General features: G+C 66.7%; 16 protein-coding genes. 15 read left to right on the forward strand and 1 reads right to left on the reverse strand.

Features of this window, described 5'->3' with window-relative positions:
• Nucleotides 1-55: 55 nt before the first annotated feature.
• The 15 genes from AC3WQZ_RS01300 (at nucleotide 56) to AC3WQZ_RS01370 (ending at nucleotide 18,352) form a co-directional block, all read left to right on the forward strand.
• A complete protein-coding gene (locus tag AC3WQZ_RS01300; protein ID WP_010809289.1) occupies nucleotides 56-1,516 on the forward strand; it encodes a form I ribulose bisphosphate carboxylase large subunit in 1,461 nt (486 codons plus the stop codon).
• 57 nt (nucleotides 1,517-1,573) lie between these two features.
• Nucleotides 1,574-1,993 (forward strand): ribulose bisphosphate carboxylase small subunit, encoded by a 420-nt coding sequence (locus AC3WQZ_RS01305; RefSeq protein WP_010809290.1) that lies wholly within the window; start codon nucleotides 1,574-1,576, stop codon nucleotides 1,991-1,993.
• 125 nt (nucleotides 1,994-2,118) lie between these two features.
• Nucleotides 2,119-3,072: a CbbX protein gene (cbbX, locus tag AC3WQZ_RS01310; RefSeq protein WP_454749084.1), complete on the forward strand. Its 954-nt coding sequence runs from the start codon at nucleotides 2,119-2,121 to the stop codon at nucleotides 3,070-3,072.
• Between the two features lie 3 nt (nucleotides 3,073-3,075).
• Nucleotides 3,076-3,840 (forward strand): HAD family hydrolase, encoded by a 765-nt coding sequence (locus tag AC3WQZ_RS01315; protein WP_058696761.1) that lies wholly within the window; start codon nucleotides 3,076-3,078, stop codon nucleotides 3,838-3,840.
• A 1-nt stretch (nucleotide 3,841) separates the two neighbouring features.
• Entirely contained in the window at nucleotides 3,842-4,567 is a 726-nt protein-coding gene (rpe, locus tag AC3WQZ_RS01320) for a ribulose-phosphate 3-epimerase (protein ID WP_010809293.1), read from the forward strand.
• A 56-nt stretch (nucleotides 4,568-4,623) separates the two neighbouring features.
• A complete protein-coding gene (locus AC3WQZ_RS01325; RefSeq protein WP_439671825.1) occupies nucleotides 4,624-5,718 on the forward strand; it encodes a class 1 fructose-bisphosphatase in 1,095 nt (364 codons plus the stop codon).
• An 11-nt stretch (nucleotides 5,719-5,729) separates the two neighbouring features.
• Nucleotides 5,730-6,608, forward strand: a complete 879-nt coding sequence (locus AC3WQZ_RS01330; RefSeq protein WP_010809295.1) for a phosphoribulokinase — start codon at nucleotides 5,730-5,732, stop codon at nucleotides 6,606-6,608.
• A gap of 40 nt (nucleotides 6,609-6,648) precedes the next feature.
• Nucleotides 6,649-8,661 carry a transketolase gene (gene tkt, locus AC3WQZ_RS01335; RefSeq protein WP_010809296.1) on the forward strand — a complete coding sequence of 671 codons (2,013 nt, stop codon included), beginning with the start codon at nucleotides 6,649-6,651 and terminating at the stop codon, nucleotides 8,659-8,661.
• On the forward strand, nucleotides 8,661-9,440 hold the full coding sequence (gene gph / locus AC3WQZ_RS01340) for a phosphoglycolate phosphatase (protein WP_492299854.1): 780 nt from the start codon (nucleotides 8,661-8,663) through the stop codon (nucleotides 9,438-9,440). The genes tkt and gph overlap by 1 nt, the downstream gene beginning before the upstream one ends.
• A gap of 10 nt (nucleotides 9,441-9,450) precedes the next feature.
• Nucleotides 9,451-10,461: a type I glyceraldehyde-3-phosphate dehydrogenase gene (gap, locus tag AC3WQZ_RS01345; RefSeq protein ID WP_010809298.1), complete on the forward strand. Its 1,011-nt coding sequence runs from the start codon at nucleotides 9,451-9,453 to the stop codon at nucleotides 10,459-10,461.
• Nucleotides 10,462-10,470: 9 nt separating this feature from the next.
• Entirely contained in the window at nucleotides 10,471-11,712 is a 1,242-nt protein-coding gene (locus tag AC3WQZ_RS01350) for a phosphoglycerate kinase (protein ID WP_081050153.1), read from the forward strand.
• Nucleotides 11,713-11,754: 42 nt separating this feature from the next.
• Nucleotides 11,755-12,792: a class II fructose-bisphosphate aldolase gene (fba, locus tag AC3WQZ_RS01355; protein WP_010809300.1), complete on the forward strand. Its 1,038-nt coding sequence runs from the start codon at nucleotides 11,755-11,757 to the stop codon at nucleotides 12,790-12,792.
• A gap of 140 nt (nucleotides 12,793-12,932) precedes the next feature.
• Nucleotides 12,933-15,206, forward strand: coding sequence for an FdhF/YdeP family oxidoreductase (locus tag AC3WQZ_RS01360; RefSeq protein ID WP_010809301.1), 2,274 nt, complete (start codon nucleotides 12,933-12,935; stop codon nucleotides 15,204-15,206).
• Between the two features lie 129 nt (nucleotides 15,207-15,335).
• Nucleotides 15,336-18,110, forward strand: a complete 2,775-nt coding sequence (locus tag AC3WQZ_RS01365; RefSeq protein WP_492299856.1) for an ATP-dependent Clp protease ATP-binding subunit — start codon at nucleotides 15,336-15,338, stop codon at nucleotides 18,108-18,110.
• Nucleotides 18,111-18,154: 44 nt separating this feature from the next.
• Nucleotides 18,155-18,352: a hypothetical protein gene (locus AC3WQZ_RS01370; protein ID WP_010809303.1), complete on the forward strand. Its 198-nt coding sequence runs from the start codon at nucleotides 18,155-18,157 to the stop codon at nucleotides 18,350-18,352.
• Between the two features lie 65 nt (nucleotides 18,353-18,417).
• Here AC3WQZ_RS01370 and AC3WQZ_RS01375 read toward each other — a convergent pair whose 3' ends face one another.
• A complete protein-coding gene (locus tag AC3WQZ_RS01375) occupies nucleotides 18,418-19,323 on the reverse strand; it encodes an adenylate/guanylate cyclase domain-containing protein (protein ID WP_011617198.1) in 906 nt (301 codons plus the stop codon).
• Nucleotides 19,324-19,499: the final 176 nt, after the last annotated feature.

Below are 19,499 nucleotides of genomic sequence, written 5' to 3' on the forward strand. Positions count from 1 at the left end.
TATATCTTTGCATCAACGCAGCAGCCAAGACGCTCAACCACGCAAGGAGACAAGCATGAACGCACCTGAATCGGTCCAAGCCAAGCCGCGCAAGCGCTACGACGCCGGCGTCATGAAGTACAAGGAAATGGGGTACTGGGACGGCGACTACGAGCCCAAGGATACCGACCTGCTGGCGCTGTTCCGCATCACGCCGCAGGACGGCGTGGATCCGGTCGAGGCCGCCGCCGCGGTTGCCGGCGAGTCCTCCACCGCCACCTGGACGGTGGTGTGGACCGACCGCCTGACCGCCTGCGACATGTACCGTGCCAAGGCCTACCGGGTCGACCCGGTGCCCAACAACCCCGAGCAGTTCTTCTGCTACGTGGCCTATGACCTGTCGCTGTTCGAGGAAGGCTCGATCGCCAACCTGACCGCGTCGATCATCGGCAACGTCTTCAGCTTCAAGCCGATCAAGGCGGCGCGCCTGGAAGACATGCGCTTCCCGGTCGCCTACGTGAAGACCTTCGCCGGCCCGTCCACCGGCATCATCGTCGAGCGCGAGCGCCTAGACAAGTTCGGCCGTCCGCTGCTGGGCGCCACCACTAAGCCCAAGCTGGGCCTGTCGGGCCGCAACTACGGCCGCGTGGTGTATGAGGGCCTGAAGGGCGGGCTGGACTTCATGAAGGATGACGAGAACATCAACTCGCAGCCCTTCATGCACTGGCGCGACCGCTTCCTGTTCGTGATGGACGCGGTCAACAAGGCCTCGGCCGCCACCGGCGAGGTCAAGGGCAGCTACCTCAACGTGACCGCCGGCACCATGGAAGAGATGTACCGGCGTGCCGAGTTCGCCAAGTCGCTGGGCTCGGTCATCATCATGATCGACCTGATCGTCGGCTGGACCTGTATCCAGTCCATGAGCAACTGGTGCCGCCAGAACGACATGATCCTGCACCTGCACCGCGCGGGCCATGGCACCTACACCCGGCAGAAGAACCACGGCGTGTCGTTCCGCGTGATTGCCAAATGGCTGCGCCTGGCCGGTGTCGACCACATGCACACCGGCACCGCGGTGGGCAAGCTGGAAGGCGATCCGCTGACCGTGCAGGGCTACTACAACGTCTGCCGCGATGCCTACACCCATGCCGACCTGTCGCGCGGGCTGTTCTTCGACCAGGACTGGGCTTCGCTGCGCAAGGTGATGCCGGTGGCCTCGGGCGGCATCCACGCCGGCCAGATGCACCAGCTGATCAGCCTCTTCGGCGACGACGTGGTGCTGCAGTTCGGTGGCGGCACCATCGGCCACCCGCAGGGCATCCAGGCCGGCGCCACCGCCAACCGCGTTGCGCTGGAAGCGATGGTGCTGGCGCGCAACGAAGGCCGCGACATCCTCAACGAAGGGCCGGAGATCCTGCGCGATGCCGCGCGCTGGTGTGGACCGCTGCGGGCTGCGCTCGATACCTGGGGCGACATCAGCTTCAACTACACGCCGACCGACACCTCGGACTTCGCGCCCACCGCGTCGGTGGCCTGAGCCCTGGCGCGACGCCACCAAAGCACGACGAGCGAACCCAAAGAACGAGAGGACATCATGCGTATTACTCAAGGCACTTTCTCCTTCCTGCCCGACCTCACCGACGCGCAGATCACCAGCCAGCTTGAATACTGCCTGAACCAGGGCTGGGCGGTCGGCATCGAGTACACCGACGACCCGCATCCGCGCAATACCTACTGGGAGATGTTCGGCCTGCCGATGTTCGACCTGCGCGATGCCGCCGGCATCCTGCTGGAGATCAACAACGCGCGCAGCACCTTCCCCAACCACTACATCCGCGTCACGGCCTTCGATTCGACGCATACGGTGGAGTCGGTGGTGATGTCGTTCATCGTCAACCGTCCTGCGGACGAGCCCGGCTTCCGCCTGGTGCGACAGGAAGAGCCCGGCCGCACCATGCGCTACTCGATCGAGAGCTACGCTGTGCAGGCACGCCCCGAGGGCAGCCGCTACTGAGCGGCGCCGGCGATTTCCTGACTGTGCAATCCCACGGTTGCGCCGCCGCAAGGCCGCGCACCGGGGGGGAGTTGCGCCTCGAATCTTTCGAGCCGGATGCTCGATTGATCCTCACGGAGCCTGCCATGTCCGCACCTGAAACGACCGCACCGCTGCAGCCGCCAGCCGCTCCGGCCGCATCGTTGCCCGGGTCCCTGGCCGAGTCGCTGGCCAGCTCGGGCATCACCGAGCTGCTGGCCCAGCTTGACCGCGAGCTGATCGGGCTGAAGCCGGTGAAAGCGCGCATCCGCGATATCGCCGCCTTGCTGCTGGTGGACAAGCTGCGCGCCGCGCGCGGCTTCAGCGCCGGTGCGCCCAGCCTGCATATGTGCTTCACCGGCAATCCCGGCACCGGCAAGACTACCGTGGCCATGCGCATGGCGCAGATCCTGCACCAGCTGGGCTACGTGCGCCGCGGCCACCTGGTGGCGGTGACCCGCGACGACCTGGTCGGCCAGTACATCGGCCATACCGCGCCCAAGACCAAGGAGATCCTGAAGAAGGCCATGGGCGGGGTGCTCTTCATCGACGAGGCCTACTACCTCTACCGCCCGGAGAACGAACGCGACTACGGCCAGGAGGCCATCGAGATCCTGCTGCAGGTGATGGAGAACAACCGCGACGACCTGGTGGTGATCCTGGCCGGCTACAAGGACCGCATGGACCGTTTCTTCGAGTCCAACCCGGGCATGTCCTCGCGCGTTGCCCACCATGTCGATTTCCCCGACTACCAGCTCGACGAGCTGCGCCAGATCGCCGACCTGATGCTGTCCGAGATGCAATACCGCTTCGACGACGAAAGCCGGGCCGTGTTTGCCGACTACCTGGCCCGGCGCATGGCGCAGCCGCACTTTGCCAATGCCCGCAGCGTGCGCAATGCGCTGGACCGCGCGCGCCTGCGCCATGCCTCGCGCCTGCTGGACGATGCCGGCGCGGTCGTCGACGACCGTACCCTGACCACCATCACCGCGTCTGACCTGCTTGCCAGCCGCGTGTTTTCGAAGGCCGCGCCGGACGCACGGACGCCGGCCAAGGAGTAAGCCATGCAAGCCCTGATTTTCGATGTCGACGGCACCCTGGCCGATACCGAAAGCGCGCACCTGCAAGCCTTCAATGCCGCCTTCGCCGAGGTCGGCCTGGACTGGCACTGGGACGCGCCGCTCTACACGCGCCTGCTCAAGGTGGCCGGCGGCAAGGAGCGCCTGATGCATTACTGGCGCATGGTCGACCCGGAAGAGGCCCGCGGCTGCAAGGTGAAGGAAACCATCGACGCCGTGCACGCCATCAAGACCCGCCACTATGCCGAGCGCGTCGGGGCGGGCGGCCTGCCGCTGCGCCCGGGCATTGCCCGCCTGATCGACGAGGCCGGCGAGGCCGGGCTCCCGCTGGCGATTGCCACCACCACCACGCCGGCCAACCTCGACGCGCTGCTGCAGGCGCCGCTTGGCGCCGACTGGCGCCGTCGCTTTGCCGCCATCGGCGACGCCGGCACCACGGCCATCAAGAAGCCGGCGCCCGATGTCTACCTGGCGGTGCTGGAGCGGCTGGGCCTGGAAGGCGGTGACTGCCTGGCGATCGAGGACTCGGCGAACGGCCTGCGCGCCGCCCGGGCGGCCGGCATTCCCACCGTGGTCACGCCCACCGCGTTCAGCGCGCAGGACTCCTTCGAGGGCGCGCTGCTGGTGCTGCCGCATCTTGGCGATCCCGGCGAGCCCATGCCCCAGCACGTGCCCGGCGCGGCAAACCGCTGGGCCGACCTTGCCGCGTTGCGCGCCTGGCACCACGGCACCCTGATCGAGGCAACCTGACATGCATGCCACTGAACCCAACACCGGCCATGGCAGCCAGCGTGCCATCCGCCTGGCGCCATCCATCCTGTCGGCCGATTTCGCGCGCCTGGGCGAAGAGGTGTGCGCGATCGAGGCCGGCGGCGCAGACCTGGTGCACTTCGATGTGATGGACAACCACTATGTGCCCAACCTGACCATCGGCCCGCTGGTGTGCGAGGCAATCCGGCCGCTGGTCTCCATCCCCATCGACGTGCATCTGATGGTGGAACCGGTCGATGCGCTGATCCCGCTGTTCGCCAAGGCCGGCGCCAACATCATCAGCTTCCATCCGGAGGCGAGCCGCCATGTCGACCGCACCATCGGCCTGATCCGCGACCACGGCTGCAAGGCAGGCCTGGTGCTCAACCCGGCCACGCCGCTGGGCTGGCTGGACCATACGCTGGACCAGCTCGACCTGGTGCTGCTGATGAGCGTGAACCCGGGCTTTGGCGGCCAGGCCTTCATTCCGGGCGTGCTGGACAAGGTGCGCCAGGCACGCGCGCGCATCGACCGGCAGGTGGACGCCGGCGGGCGGCCGGTCTGGCTGGAGATCGACGGCGGCGTCAAGGCCGACAACATTGCCGCGATCGCGCGAGCGGGCGCCGACACCTTCGTTGCCGGCAGCGCCGTGTTCGGCGCGCCCGATGCCGACGGCGGCTACTCGAGCATCCTGTACCGCTTGCGCGAGGCCGCCACGGTCACGTAGCCCGCCCCGCACCGGCACCACACAAGAATGCATAGCCAATCTATAGGAGACCTGTCATGCCTGAAGTCCAAAGGATGACCCTGACGCAGTTCCTGATCGAGGAACGCCGCCGCTATCCGGATGCCAGCGGTGGCTTCAACGGCCTGATTCTCAACGTCGCCATGGCCTGCAAGGAAATCGCGCGCGCGGTTGCCTTCGGCGCGCTGGGGGGCTTGCACGGCAAGGCCGGCAATCAAGCCGGAGAAGCAGGGGCCGTCAACGTGCAGGGCGAAATCCAGCAGAAGCTGGACGTGCTGAGCAATACCACCTTCCTGCGCGTCAACGAGTGGGGCGGGTACCTGGCCGGCATGGCGTCGGAGGAGATGGAGGCGCCTTACCAGATCCCGGATCACTACCCGCGCGGCAAGTACCTGCTGGTGTTCGATCCGCTCGACGGCTCATCCAACATCGACGTCAATGTCTCGGTGGGCAGCATCTTCTCGGTGCTGCGCGCGCCTGAGGGCGCAAGCGCCGTCACCGAGCAGGATTTCCTGCAGCCCGGCAGCGCCCAGGTGGCGGCCGGCTACGCGCTCTACGGTCCCACCACCATGCTGGTGCTGACCGTGGGCAATGGCGTCAACGGCTTCACGCTCGATCCCAACCTGGGCGAGTTCTTCCTCACGCACCCCAACCTGCAGGTGCCGGCCGATACCCAGGAATTTGCCATCAATGCGTCGAACAGCCGCTTCTGGGAAGCGCCGGTGCAGCGCTACATCGCCGAGTGCATGGCCGGCAAGAGCGGGCCGCGCGGCAAGGATTTCAATATGCGCTGGATCGCGTCGATGGTGGCCGAGGCGCACCGCATCCTGATGCGTGGCGGCGTCTTCATGTACCCGCGCGACTCCAAGGATCCCGCCAAGCCGGGCCGCCTGCGCCTGCTGTACGAGGCCAATCCGATCGCCTTCCTGATGGAGCAGGCCGGCGGGCGCGCCAGCACGGGCCGGCAGACGCTGATGTCGGTGGCGCCGGGTGCGCTGCACCAGCGCATTGGCGTGATCTTCGGCTCGCGCAATGAAGTGGAACGGATCGAGGGCTACCACACCGACCAGACCGATCCCGACCTTCCGAGTCCCCTGTTCAACGAGCGCAGCCTGTTCCGCGCGTCTGCCTGAGGTGCCTGGCCATGTCAGAACGTTATCCCATTATCGCCATCACCGGCTCCTCGGGCGCCGGTACCACGTCGGTGACCCGTACCTTCGAGAACATCTTCCGCCGCGAGGGCGTGAAGTCAGTGGTGATCGAAGGCGACAGCTTCCACCGCTATGACCGCGCCGAGATGAAGGTCAAGATGGCCGAGGCCGAGCGCACCGGCAATATGAACTTCAGCCACTTCGGCGAGGAGAACAACCTGTTCGGCGAGCTGGAGAACCTGTTCCGCTCCTATGCCGAAACCGGCACGGGCATGCACCGGCACTACCTGCATAGCCCGGAGGAAGCCGCGCCGTTCGGGCAGGAACCCGGCACCTTCACCCAGTGGGAGCCGCTGCCGGCCGATACCGACCTGCTGTTCTACGAGGGCCTGCACGGCGGCGTGGTCACCGATTCGGTCAATGTCGCGCAGTATCCCAACCTGCTGATCGGCGTGGTCCCTGTCATCAACCTGGAATGGATCCAGAAGCTCTGGCGCGACAAGAAGCAGCGCGGCTATTCGACCGAGGCCGTGACCGACACCATCCTGCGCCGCATGCCGGACTACGTGAATTACATCTGCCCGCAGTTCTCGCGCACGCATGTGAACTTCCAGCGCGTGCCGTGCGTGGATACGTCCAACCCCTTTATCTCGCGCGAAATCCCCGCGCCCGATGAAAGCATGGTGGTGATCCGCTTTGCCAACCCGAAGGGGATCGACTTCCAGTACCTGCTGAGCATGATCCACGACTCCTTCATGTCGCGCGCCAACACCATCGTGGTGCCCGGCGGCAAGATGGAGCTGGCCATGCAGCTGATCTTCACGCCCTTCGTGCTGCGCATGATGGAGCGCCGCAAGCGCGCCGCGCAGTAAGGACTCGACCGTGAAACGCCGACTCGCGAGGATCTCCTGAATGAACGCACCAGAACGCATCGATTCCGCAGCGCGCTGTGCCAACGCGCTGCGCTTCCTGGCCGCCGACGCGGTGGAGCAGGCCAAATCGGGCCACCCCGGCGCACCAATGGGCATGGCCGAGATGGCCGAAGTGCTGTGGCGGCGCCACCTGCGACACAACCCGGCCAACCCGGCCTGGCCCGACCGTGACCGCTTCGTGCTGTCCAACGGCCATGCGTCCATGCTGCAGTATGCGCTGCTGCACCTGACCGGCTACGACCTGCCGATGTCGCAGCTGCGCCAGTTCCGCCAGCTGCACGCGGCCACGCCCGGCCATCCGGAGCTTGGCGTGACGCCGGGCGTGGAAACCACCACCGGGCCGCTGGGACAGGGCCTGGCCAATGCCGTCGGCATGGCGCTGGCGGAGAAGCTGCTGGCCGCCACCTTCAACCGGCCCGGCTTCGACATCGTCGACCACCACACCTACGTCTTCCTTGGCGATGGCTGCCTGATGGAAGGACTCAGCCACGAGGCCTGCTCGCTGGCGGGCACGCTCAGGCTGGGCAAGCTGATCTGCCTGTACGACGACAACGGTATCTCCATCGACGGCGAGGTCGCCGGCTGGTTTGCCGACGACACCCCGAAGCGCTTTGCCGCCTATGGCTGGCATGTGATTGCGGACGTCGACGGACACGATGCGCACGCCCTCGATGCCGCGCTGCACGAGGCCAAGGCCGAGCGCGACCGGCCCACGCTGATCTGCTGCCGCACCGTGATCGGCAAGGGCGCGCCCGCCAAGGCCGGCGGGCACGATGTGCACGGCGCCCCGCTGGGCGCGCCGGAGATCGCCGCCATGCGCACCGCGCTGGGCTGGGAAGCCGAGCCCTTCACGGTGCCGGCGGATGTCGCCGACGCCTGGGATGCACGCGCGCAAGGCGCCGCGCGCGAGGCCGAATGGGAGGCGCGCTTCGTCAGCTATTGCGCCGCGCACCCCGAACTGGCCGAAGAATTCGTGCGCCGTGCCAATGGCCGCCTGCCCGAGGGCTTCGATGCCGAATTGATGGCGTTGCTGGACGCGCCGTCGCCGCTGCAAGGCAAGATCGCCACGCGCAAGGCATCGCAGCTGTGCCTGGAGGCGCTCACGCCCGCCTTGCCCGAGCTGCTGGGCGGCTCGGCCGACCTGACCGGGTCCAACCTGACCAATGTCAAGGCGTCGGTCTGGGTCAACCATGCCGGGCATGGCAACTACGTGAGCTACGGCGTGCGCGAGTTCGGCATGGCCGCCGCGATGAACGGCATTGCGCTGCATGGCGGGCTGATCCCCTACGGCGGCACCTTCATGACCTTCTCGGACTACTCGCGCAATGCCATCCGCATGGCGGCGCTGATGCGCCTGCGCGTGGTCCACGTGCTGACCCATGACTCGATCGGGCTCGGCGAGGACGGTCCCACCCACCAGCCGGTGGAACACGCCGCCAGCCTGCGCCTGATCCCCAACAACCAGGTCTGGCGTCCCTGCGACGGCGCCGAGACCGCGTACGCGTGGCTGGCCGCGCTGCGGCGCGAGGATGGCCCGAGCTGCCTGGTGCTGTCGCGGCAGGCGCTGATGCCGTTCGAGCGCAATCCGGCCCAGCGCGCGGAGATTGCGCGCGGCGGCTATGTGCTGCGCGATGTGCCGGCGCCGCGCGTGGTGCTGATTGCCACTGGCTCCGAGGTGGAAATCGCCATGCGCGCGGCGCTGGACCTGGCCGATGCCGGCATCGCCGCGCGCGTGGTGTCCATGCCCTGCGTGGAGCTGTTCTACGCGCAGGACGTGGCGTACCGCGACACCGTGCTGCCACCGGGGCTGCCGCGCGTCAGCGTGGAGGCGGGCGGCACCTGGTTCTGGCGCGGCGTGGTGGGCGAGCAGGGCCTGGCGCTGGGCATCGACACCTTCGGCGAATCCGCGCCGGCCGAGGCGCTGTACCAGCACTTCGGCCTGACCCCGGCGCATGTCGCAGCGGCCGCGCGCGTGCTGCTGGAGGAGGCGTGATGGCTACCGTATCCATGCCCTGCACCGCGGTGCTGATCGACCTGGACGGCACGCTGGTCGACAGCGCGCCCGATATTGTCGAGGCCGCCAACCGCATGCTGGCCGACTTCGGCAGCCCGGCATTGCCGTTCGACACCGTGGCCGGCTTCATCGGCCGCGGCGTGCCCAACCTGGTGCGGCGCGTGCTCGAGACCGCCGGGCTTACGCCGCGGGTTGAGGCCGCCGAAGCCGTGGCGATGTTCCACCGCCACTATGCCGAGACCAACGGCCGCCTCGGGTCGGTGTTCCCGGGCGTGGAGGCAGGCCTGGAGGCGCTCAGGCGCCAGGGCTACCGGCTTGCCTGCGTCACCAACAAGCCGCGCGCGCTGGCGGTGCCGCTGCTGGCGCTGACCGGGTTGTCGCAGTACCTGGAAGTGCTGGTGGCGGGCGACTCGATCGCGCAGATGAAACCGGATCCCGAACCGCTGCGCCACGCCTGCAACCTGCTCGACGTCGATACGGCGCAGGGCGTGCTGGTGGGGGATTCGGCGGTGGACGTGGCGGCGGCGCGCGCGGCCGGCATCCCGGTCTGCCTGGTTCGCTATGGCTACGCCGGCCCCGGCGGGCCCGCGGCGCTGGGCGCGGATGCGCTGCTCGATTCGCTGGAGGCGTTGCCGGCGCTGCTGACGCCGGCGCGGGGGGGGGGTTGCGGGGGGTGGTGCCGCGGGCGCGGCTGGCGCCAGCCGCCTGATGTTGCGCCGGCGCGCCAGCGCGACCGGCAAGGATACCAAGACAAGTAAAGGAGACAGCATGACTATCAAGGTTGCCATCAACGGCTACGGACGCATCGGCCGCAATGTGCTGCGCGCCCACTATGAAGGCGGCAAGCGGCACGATATCGAGATCGTCGCCATCAACGACCTCGGCAACGCGGCCACCAATGCGCACCTGACCCAGTACGACACCGTCCACGGCCGCTTCCCGGGCGAGGTCTCGGTCGACGGCGATGCCTTCCGCGTCAACGGCGACCGGATCCGCGTGCTGGCGCAGCGCAACCCGGCCGAGCTGCCGTGGGGCGAGCTGGGCGTGGACGTGGTGATGGAATGCACCGGGCTCTTCACCAGCAAGGAAAAGGCCTCGGCCCACCTGAGGGGCGGCGCGAAGAAGGTGATCATCTCCGCCCCCGGCGGCAAGGACGTGGACGCCACCATCGTCTACGGCGTCAACCACGGCGTGCTGAAGGCCACCGACACGGTGATCTCCAACGCCTCCTGCACCACCAACTGCCTGGCGCCGCTGGTCAAGCCGCTGCACGAGAAGCTGGGGCTGGTGAACGGCCTGATGACCACCGTGCACTCCTATACCAACGACCAGGTGCTGACCGACGTCTACCACGAAGACCTGCGCCGGGCGCGCTCGGCCACCATGTCGATGATCCCGACCAAGACCGGCGCAGCCGCCGCGGTCGGGCTGGTGATGCCTGAGCTGGACGGCCGGCTGGACGGTTTTGCCGTGCGCGTGCCGACCATCAATGTGTCGCTGGTCGACCTGTCCTTCGTGGCGGCGCGGCCGACCACGGTGGAGGAGGTGAACGGCATCCTGAAGGCCGCCGCAGAAGGCGAGCTCAAGGGCATCCTGGACTACAACACCGCGCCGCTGGTCTCGGTGGACTTCAACCACAACCCGGCGTCGTCCACCTTCGACGCCACCCTGACCAAGGTCAACGGCACCCTGGTCAAGGTGTCGGCCTGGTATGACAACGAATGGGGCTTCTCCAACCGCATGCTGGATACCGCGGTGGCGTTGGCCCACGCACGCTAGCAGATCGCCATGATGAGCCTATCCCATGCTACGAACCCGCAACCGAAACCCGCGGCGGCGCCGCACACGCTGGCCGCACTGCTTGCAGCCGGTGGACTGGCTGGCAAGCGGGTCTTCATCCGCGCCGACCTCAACGTCCCGCAGGATGCAGCGGGCGCTATCACCGACGATACCCGCATCCGGGCTTCCGTGCCCGCCATCGCGGCCTGCCTGCAGGCGGGCGCCGCGGTGATGGTCACCTCGCACCTGGGCCGGCCGCAGGAGGGGGCGCCCGACCCGCGCCACAGCCTGGCGCCGGTGGGCCGCCGCCTGTCTGAACTGCTGGGCCGCCAGGTGCCGCTCTTGTCCGGCTGGATCGAGGGCGGCTTCCAGGTGCCGCCCGGGCAGGTGGTGCTGCTGGAAAACTGCCGCATGAACACGGGCGAGAAGAAGAACAGCGACGAACTGGCGCAGAAGATGGCGGCGCTGTGCGATGTCTACGTCAACGACGCGTTCGGCACCGCCCACCGCGCCGAGGCGACCACGCATGGCATCGCCAGGTACGCCCCCATTGCCTGCGCCGGCCCGCTGCTGGCCGCCGAGATCGACGCGCTGGGCAAGGCGCTGGGCCAGCCGGCGCGTCCGCTGGTGGCGATCGTGGCCGGCTCCAAGGTCTCGACCAAGCTGACCATCCTGAAGTCGCTGGCCGACAAGGTCGACAACCTGATCGTCGGCGGCGGCATTGCCAATACCTTCATGCTGGCCGCCGGCCTGAAGATCGGCAAGTCGCTGGCCGAGCCTGACCTGCTGGCCGATGCCAGGGCCATCATCGACATCATGGCCAGGCGTGGCGCCTCGGTGCCGATTCCGGTCGACGTGGTGTGCGCCAAGGAATTCAGCGCCACCGCCGCGGCTACCGTCAAGGACGTCAAGGACGTGGCCGACGACGACATGATCCTGGACATCGGCCCCAGGACCGCAACAATGCTGGCCGAGCAACTGAAGGCCGCCGGCACCATCGTCTGGAACGGCCCGGTGGGCGTGTTCGAGTTTGACCAGTTCGGCAACGGCACCAGGGTGCTGGCCCAGGCCATCGCCGAATCGAAGGCGTTCTCGATCGCCGGCGGCGGCGACACGCTGGCCGCGATCGCCAAGCACGGCATTGCCGACCGCGTGGGCTATATCTCGACCGGCGGCGGCGCGTTCCTGGAATTCCTGGAGGGCAAGACGCTGCCCGCGCTGGCCGTGCTGGCACAGCGCGCCGCTGCCTGAACCCGACCTCACCGATTCTGCAATCAGTAAAGGAGCTTCATCATGGCACTCATTTCCTTGCGCCAGCTGCTGGACCACGCGGGAGAGTTCGGCTACGGCGTGCCGGCCTTCAACGTCAACAACCTGGAACAGATCCACGCCATCATGGAGGCGGCCCAGGAAACCGACAGCCCGGTCATCCTGCAGGCCTCGGCCGGCGCCCGCAAGTATGCTGGCGAGGCTTACCTGCGCCATATGGTGCTGGCCGCGGCCGAGACCCATCCGGACATCCCCATCGTGCTGCACCAGGACCACGGCTCCAGCCCGGCGATCTGCCAGGCCTCGATCCGCTCCGGCTTCACCAGCGTGATGATGGACGGCTCGCTGCGCGAAGACATGAAGACCCCCTCCGACTACGACTACAACGTCGAGGTCACGCGGCGCGTGTGCGAGATGGCGCATGCGATCGGCGTGTCGGTGGAAGGCGAACTGGGCTGCCTGGGCTCGCTCGAAACCGGCCAGGCCGGCGAAGAGGACGGCGTGGGCGCGGCGGGCACGCTGTCGCACGACATGATGCTGACCGACCCGGCCCAGGCGCGCGACTTCGTTGCCCGCACCGGCGTGGATGCACTGGCGATCGCCATCGGCACCAGCCACGGCGCCTACAAGTTCTCACGCAAGCCCACCGGCGACATCCTGGCGATGGACCGCATCCGCGAGATCCACGAGCAGATCCCTGACACCCACCTGGTGATGCACGGCTCCAGCTCGGTGCCGCAGGAATGGCTGGAGATCATCCGCCAGTACGGCGGCGACATCAAGGAGACCTACGGCGTGCCGGTCGAGGAGATCCTGCGCGGCATCAAGATGGGGGTGCGCAAGGTGAATATCGATACGGATATCCGCCTGGCCATGACCGGGGCCATCCGCAAGTCCTTGTCCGACGACCGCAGCGAATTCGATCCGCGCAAGGCGCTGCTGGCGGCCAAGAAGGGGGCGAGAAGCGTGGTCAAGCTGCGCTTCGAGGCCTTCGGCTGCGCCGGGCAGGCCTCGCGGATCAAGCCGGTGCCGCTGGAGCGGGTGGCGAAGCTCTATTCCTGAAGGAGCATCCGCACCACGAGCCCAGGCACACGCACCCCTCTCCCGCGAGCGGGCGAGGGGAGCAAACCGGCAGCAGGAGTTGTTCGCGTGACTAACCCCAACGCCGTCACCAGCAACCTGGCGCGGCACAAGGAGCAAACATGGCCAATCGACGCGAAGTGCCCGGTATCAGGAAGTACGACGGTCCCGCCGGCGGCTGGGGGGCGCTGAAGGCAACTGCCACGGCGATCCGCACGCAGATGGATACCGTCAAGGCGCCGATCACGCTGATGCGGACCAACCAGCCCGACGGCTTCGATTGCCCCGGCTGCGCATGGCCCGACAAGGAGCACCGGTCGACCTTCCAGTTCTGCGAGAACGGCGCCAAGGCCGTGACGTGGGAGGCAACCACCAAACGGGTGCCTCCCGAGTTCTTTGCAACCAATACGGTGTCGTCGCTGTTGAACCGGACCGACTATGAGCTCGAAGACTTTGGCAGGCTGACGCATCCCCTGGTCTATGACCGCGCCACCGACACCTTCCGCGCGGTGGAATGGGAGGCCGCGTTCGCCCGCATCGGCGAAATCCTGCGCGGGCTATCGCCCGACCAGGTCGAGTTCTATACCTCGGGCCGGGCTTCCAACGAAGCCGCCTACCTGTACCAGCTGTTCGCGCGCGAATATGGCACGAACAACTTCCCCGACTGCTCGAACATGTGCCACGAGCCCACCAGCGTGGGCTTGCCGCGCTCGATCGGCATCGGCAAGGGCACGGTGTCGCTGGAGGACTTTGACACCTGCGAGCTGATCATTTCGATCGGCCACAACCCGGGCACCAACCACCCGCGCATGATGGGGACGCTGCATGAGGCGTCGCGCCGCAAGGTGCCGATCCTGGTGTTCAACCCGCTGCGCGAACGGGCGCTCGAGCGCTTTGCCGACCCGCAGAACATGGTGGAGATGGCCACCTATGGTTCCACCCGGATTGCGTCGTCCTACTTCCTGGTCCGCGCCGGTGGCGACGCCGCCGCCATCAAGGGGGTGATGAAGGCGCTGCTGGACCTGGAAGCCAGCCAGGGCAATGTGCTGGACCACGACTTCATCGCGGTCCACACCGAAGGCTTCGAGGCGCTGGCCGACGATCTGCGGTCGACCGAATGGGCGGATATTGAAAAGACCAGTGGGCTGACCCGTGCGGACCTGGAACTGGTGGCGGCGGCCTATGCCAAGTCGAATGCCACCATCGTTACCTATGGCATGGGCGTGACCCAGCACAACGAAGGCACGGCCAATGTGCGCCTGCTGTGCGACCTGCTGATGCTGCGCGGCAACTTCGGCAAGCCCGGCGCCGGCATCTGCCCCTTGCGCGGCCACTCCAATGTCCAGGGGAACCGGACTGTCGGCATTACCGAGAAGCCGTCGGCCGGCTTCCTGCAGCGGATCGAGGACACCTTCGGCTTCAGCCCGCCCGCCGGACACGGGCACGATGCCGTCAACGCGATGCAGGCGATGATCGATGGCAAGTCCAGGGCGCTGTTCTGCCTGGGCGGCAATTTCGCGGTCGCCTTGCCCGATCCCGAGCAGTGCTTCCCGGCCATGGGCAAGCTCGACCTGAGCGTGCATGTCGGGACCAAGCTCAACCGCACGCACCTGCTGGTGGCCAGGGAGACCTATGTGCTGCCTTGCCTGGGCCGCACCGAACTGGATGTGCAGGAGACCGGGCCGCAATCGGTGACGGTGGAGGATTCGATGTCGATGGTGCATGCCTCGGCCGGCAAGCTCGCGCCGGCGTCGGAATTCCTGCGCTCCGAGCCGGCCATCGTGGCGGGCATTGCCACCGCGACCCTGCCTGACAGCAAGGTGCCATGGCTGGAGCTCGTCGCCGACTACGACAGGATCCGCGACCTGATCGAGAAGACGGTGCCCGGCTTTGAGGATTTCAACGCGCGCGTGCGGGTCCCTGGCGGATTCCGCATGCCCTTGCCACCAACCGAGCGCAAATGGGAAACGTCGTCGGGCAAGGCCGAGTTCTACGTGTTCAAGGGGCTGCATGAAGACAAGCAAGTCCATGCCGACGATGTGCTGCGGCTGGTGACCATCCGCAGCCATGACCAGTACAACACCACCATCTATGCCATGGACGACCGCTACCGGGGCGTGTTCGGGCGGCGCGACGTGCTGTTCATGAACCCGGCCGACCTGGCCGCGCGCGGCCTGGAGCATGGCGACCTGGTCGACATCGAGACTATCGCCGCGGGCCGGCAGCTGCGTTTCGAGAAGATCACTGCGATCGAATATGAAATTGCGCCCGGCTCCGTCGCTGCCTACTATCCGGAAGCAAACAGGCTGGTGCCGCTCGACTACATCGACGAGGACAGCGGCACCCCGTCCTACAAGTCAGTGCCCGTGCGCGTGGTGCGTTCGGAGGTGACGTAATGGCAGGCGAGCCCACCATCACGTAAGCACGGCTCATGCCCGCTTTCCAGCGCCGTTGTGCGCGGCCCTGAGCGCGCGCAACGGCCCTCTGTTGAAGCAATGCGACCTACCTGTGGAGGAAAGTCCATCATGCCGACCCTATGCGAAATCTGCAACGCACGTCCCGCCGTGGCGCGGGTGACGGTGGTTCAGGACGGCGAGCGCAAGACGATGTCGATCTGCGACTACGACTACCGGCAGCTGCTGCGCCACCAGGACATGCTCAACCCGTTCGACTCCCTGCTGGGTGGCGGCGGGCTGTCCCGCTTCTTCCGAGGAATGGGAGGCGGGATGGATGACGACGAGCATCCCGGATTCTCCACCGAAGTCCCGCGCGAATCCGTCGACCCCACCGATGCCTTCAGCGAGCAGACCATGGAACTGCTGCAGCGCGCCGCGGAGAAGGCCCACGAGCTGCGGCGCAATGAGCTGGACACCGAGCACCTGCTCTACGTGCTCGCCGATACCGATGTCTGCACGGCGCTGCTCAAGGAGCTAAAGCTCTCGCCGCAGGATATCAGGGGCTATATCGACGAGCACGCGCAGACCGGAACCGCCGGGCCTGACGCGGCCATCGACCGGATGACGATCTCGCCGCGGCTGAAGAAGGCCTTCCAGTATGCCTTCCAGGCCTCGCGCGACCTCGGGCATTCCTACGTTGGCCCCGAGCACCTGCTGATCGGCCTGGCCTCGGTCCCGGAAAGCATCGCCGGGACGCTGCTCAAGAAGTATGGCGTCACCCCCGAGGCACTGCGCCAGAAGGTGGTGAAGGTGGTCGGCAAGGGCGCCGAGGATGGCCGCGTCGATACGCCCACCGGCACGCCCACGCTGGACAAGTTCGGGCGCGACCTGACCGCGATCGCGCGGCAGGGCAAGCTCGATCCGGTGCTGGGCCGTGCGCAGGAGATCGAGAGCGCGATCGAAGTGCTGGCGCGGCGCAAGAAGAACAACCCGGTGCTGATTGGCGAGCCGGGCGTGGGCAAGACCGCGATCGTGGAAGGGCTGGCGCAGCGCATCGTCAATGGCGATGTGCCGGAGGTGCTGCGCGGCAAGCGCCTGGTTGAGGTGAACATCAATTCGATGGTGGCGGGCGCCAAGTACCGCGGCGAGTTCGAGGAGCGTGCCAAGCAGCTGATTGACGAGGTCACCGCCAAGAACGACGAACTGATCCTGTTTATCGACGAACTGCACACCATCGTCGGCGCGGGGCAGGGCGGCGGCGAGGGCGGGCTCGATATCGCCAACGTGCTCAAGCCGGCGCTGGCGCGCGGCGAACTGAGCCTGATCGGCGCCACCACGCTGAACGAATACCAGAAGTACATCGAGAAAGACGCGGCGCTGGAACGGCGCTTCCAGCCGGTGCTGGTGCCGGAGCCGACCGTCGAGCAGACCATCGTCATCCTGCGCGGCCTGCGCGACAAGCTTGAGGCGCACCACCAGGTCACCTTCGCCGACGACGCCTTTGTGGCCGCGGCGGAACTGTCGGACCGCTACATCACCGCGCGCTTCCTGCCGGACAAGGCCATCGACCTGATCGACCAGGCCGCGGCGCGCGTGCGCATCGGCGCCACCTCACGCCCCGCGGATATCCAGGAACTGGAGGCCGAGATCGCCCAGCTCAAGCGCGAGCAGGACTATGCGTCGTCGCGCAAGCGCTTTGACGAGGCCAAGGGCTTCGAGGACCGCATCAACGACAAGCAGAAGCGGCTTGACGAGTTGACCGAGGCGTGGCAGCGCAAGACGGGGTCGGAGACCCTGGAGGTGACGGTTGCGGCCATTGCCGAAGTGGTGTCGCGCCTGACCGGCATCCCGGTGACCGACCTTACCCAGGAAGAGCGCCAGAAGCTGCTGAAAATGGAAGCGCGGCTGCGCGAGCGGGTGGTGGGGCAGGACGACGCGGTGGTCGCGGTCAGCGATGCGGTGCGCCTGTCGCGCGCAGGCCTGGGGCAGGCTAACCGCCCGATCGCGACCTTCCTCTTCCTAGGGCCGACCGGCGTCGGCAAGACCGAGCTGGCCAAGGCCCTGGCGGAAACCGTGTTCGGCGACGAGCAGGCCATCATCCGCATCGACATGTCCGAGTACATGGAGCGCCATGCGGTGGCCCGGCTGATCGGTGCGCCGCCGGGCTATGTCGGCTATGACGAAGGCGGGCAGCTGACCGAGCGCGTGCGGCGCAAGCCCTATAGCGTGATCCTGCTGGATGAGATCGAGAAGGCCCACCCGGACGTGAACAACGTACTGCTGCAGGTCTTCGACGACGGCCGCTTGACCGACGGCAAGGGCCGCGTGGTGGACTTCAGCAATACCGTCATCATCGCCACCAGCAACCTGGGCGCGCCGATCATCATGGACAACCTGGAGCAGCCCGAGGACAAGCGCATGCCTGAGAAGGACTTGCGCGAGGCGCTGATGAAGGTGCTGAAGGGACACTTCCGGCCCGAGTTCCTGAACCGAATCGACGACATCATCGTGTTCCATGCGCTGTCGCGCGAGAACATCCGCGCGATCGTGCAGATCCAGCTGGAGCGTGTGGTGCGCACCGCCGCCGCGCAGGACATCACGGTCAAGCCCGACGATGAGCTGGTCGATCACCTGGTCGAGGTGGGCTACCAGCCTGAGTTTGGTGCGCGGGAACTGCGGCGCCAGATCCGCCAGTCGGTCGAGACCGGCCTGGCCAAGGAGATCCTCGGCGACAAGCTGAAATCAGGCGACAGCGTCGAGCTTGGCTACGACAAGGCAAGCGAAGCCGTGGTCTTCAGGAAGATGGAAGCCGTCAAGAAGCCGAAGGCAGGTAAAGCTGCCGCCAAGGGCGCTGCACCCAGGAAGGCGGACAGCACCGTCGCAGCAGGAGACTCCAGCGCTTGAGCGCAAGAGCCAGGGCAATCACGACTTTCGTGGGAGGTTCGCAAATGCAGGAGTACGACTTTTACATCAATCTGCTGAAGCCGACGCTGGGTCTCTATGTGCGCAAGGGGGAAGGACTTCAGGACCTCGCCGACGCAAAGGAGTGGCAACTTGAAGGGACGGTTCCGGAGAGCGCACTGCCACCCGGCATGTTGAAGGGTCTGGAAGCCAACGGGCACGCCTTCCAGGAACTGGGAGGGTAAGCAGCCACGCGCGGCCGCGGCCTGCTCCTATGGGTTGCGGCCGCGCGGCTTCCTTCCTGCCAGCATTACTTCTCGTCGACAAAGAACTCGATACCTTCGTCGATGCATTCTTTCGGCTGGGCAAAGGTAATCCAGCCATGACCCCTGAGCGTGATTTCGTCACGGCGCAGGATGAGCGCGCTTTCGCCATCGATCTTCACATGGGTGCCGTTCGAGCTTCTGTCGATCAGGACAAAGCGGCCGCCGCGCGGCTCCACCGTGGCCTGGAATCTCGAAACCTGCCGGTCCGTGACGACAATGCTCATGGTCGTGTCCCGGCCGATGGTGACAGGCGGCGAGGCGGTGTTCATTTCGAAGACGGTTTCCCGATACCGCAGCGAAAGCAGTGCCGAGCGGGCCAATGCAAGATCCACCGGGGCCACCAGGGTCAGGTCGATGCTCTGCTGCCAGATCGCTTCGTACAGCTCGATCACCTGGTGCTTGCCGCGCACCTGTATCGGATACAGGTAGCGTGTCATCTGGCGCAGCCCTGCTGAGAGCTGCTCCACCGCGTTCTTGCTGGTGATGATCTGGCCCCGCGACGCCAGGCTGGCCAGTCGGGCGGCAAGGTTGACGGTGTCGCCGAACAGGTCGCCGGATTCATCCGACAGGATCGGGCCATGGTGAAAGCCGATATGGATCGCCAGCGGAGCGCCGATGATCGGCGGCAGCCCGGCGACGGCCTCCTGCATGTCCAGTGCCGCCCGCATCGCATTCTCCGCGGTGGGAAACAGCACCATGATTTCGTCACCGATGGTCTTGACCACCCGGCCTTGCGCGGCCGCGGAGTGGGACTTCATCAGCGCCAGGCACTGGCGGATTGCGCCAAGCGCCGCCGCATCGCCGGCCTGCTCGTAGAGCCTGGTGCTGTCGCAGACGTCCGCGAACATCACCGATCCATCAGAGGCGTCTTGTCGCGAATCTTGGTCCATATGCATCACAGGCCGTTTGATCGGAGCGCGCCATGCCTTCGATCGGCAGTGCGCTTCGTCTGCATGATTCTGCATCATAGAACTTCATCGCGACATTGCAGCGCTGGTGACCATCCCGCAAAAGTGCTGCTTGCCGATCCGGGCGCCTGGGGCCTCTGCTGCCGTTTCGTCTTGCC

The organism is Cupriavidus sp. FW305-26 (genome assembly GCF_058787975.1).

Bases quoted from the DNA above. Each gene is read 5' to 3' on its own strand.
- AC3WQZ_RS01300 (WP_010809289.1), top strand. From the start codon at position 56: ATGAACGCACCTGAATCGGTCCAAGCCAAGCCGCGCAAGCGCTACGAC.
- AC3WQZ_RS01305 (WP_010809290.1), top strand. From the start codon at position 1,574: ATGCGTATTACTCAAGGCACTTTCTCCTTCCTGCCCGACCTCACCGAC.
- cbbX (WP_454749084.1), top strand. From the start codon at position 2,119: ATGTCCGCACCTGAAACGACCGCACCGCTGCAGCCGCCAGCCGCTCCG.
- AC3WQZ_RS01315 (WP_058696761.1), top strand. From the start codon at position 3,076: ATGCAAGCCCTGATTTTCGATGTCGACGGCACCCTGGCCGATACCGAA.
- rpe (WP_010809293.1), top strand. From the start codon at position 3,842: ATGCATGCCACTGAACCCAACACCGGCCATGGCAGCCAGCGTGCCATC.
- AC3WQZ_RS01325 (WP_439671825.1), top strand. From the start codon at position 4,624: ATGCCTGAAGTCCAAAGGATGACCCTGACGCAGTTCCTGATCGAGGAA.
- AC3WQZ_RS01330 (WP_010809295.1), top strand. From the start codon at position 5,730: ATGTCAGAACGTTATCCCATTATCGCCATCACCGGCTCCTCGGGCGCC.
- tkt (WP_010809296.1), top strand. From the start codon at position 6,649: ATGAACGCACCAGAACGCATCGATTCCGCAGCGCGCTGTGCCAACGCG.
- gph (WP_492299854.1), top strand. From the start codon at position 8,661: ATGGCTACCGTATCCATGCCCTGCACCGCGGTGCTGATCGACCTGGAC.
- gap (WP_010809298.1), top strand. From the start codon at position 9,451: ATGACTATCAAGGTTGCCATCAACGGCTACGGACGCATCGGCCGCAAT.
- AC3WQZ_RS01350 (WP_081050153.1), top strand. From the start codon at position 10,471: ATGATGAGCCTATCCCATGCTACGAACCCGCAACCGAAACCCGCGGCG.
- fba (WP_010809300.1), top strand. From the start codon at position 11,755: ATGGCACTCATTTCCTTGCGCCAGCTGCTGGACCACGCGGGAGAGTTC.
- AC3WQZ_RS01360 (WP_010809301.1), top strand. From the start codon at position 12,933: ATGGCCAATCGACGCGAAGTGCCCGGTATCAGGAAGTACGACGGTCCC.
- AC3WQZ_RS01365 (WP_492299856.1), top strand. From the start codon at position 15,336: ATGCCGACCCTATGCGAAATCTGCAACGCACGTCCCGCCGTGGCGCGG.
- AC3WQZ_RS01370 (WP_010809303.1), top strand. From the start codon at position 18,155: ATGCAGGAGTACGACTTTTACATCAATCTGCTGAAGCCGACGCTGGGT.
- AC3WQZ_RS01375 (WP_011617198.1), bottom strand. From the start codon at position 19,323: ATGGACCAAGATTCGCGACAAGACGCCTCTGATGGATCGGTGATGTTC.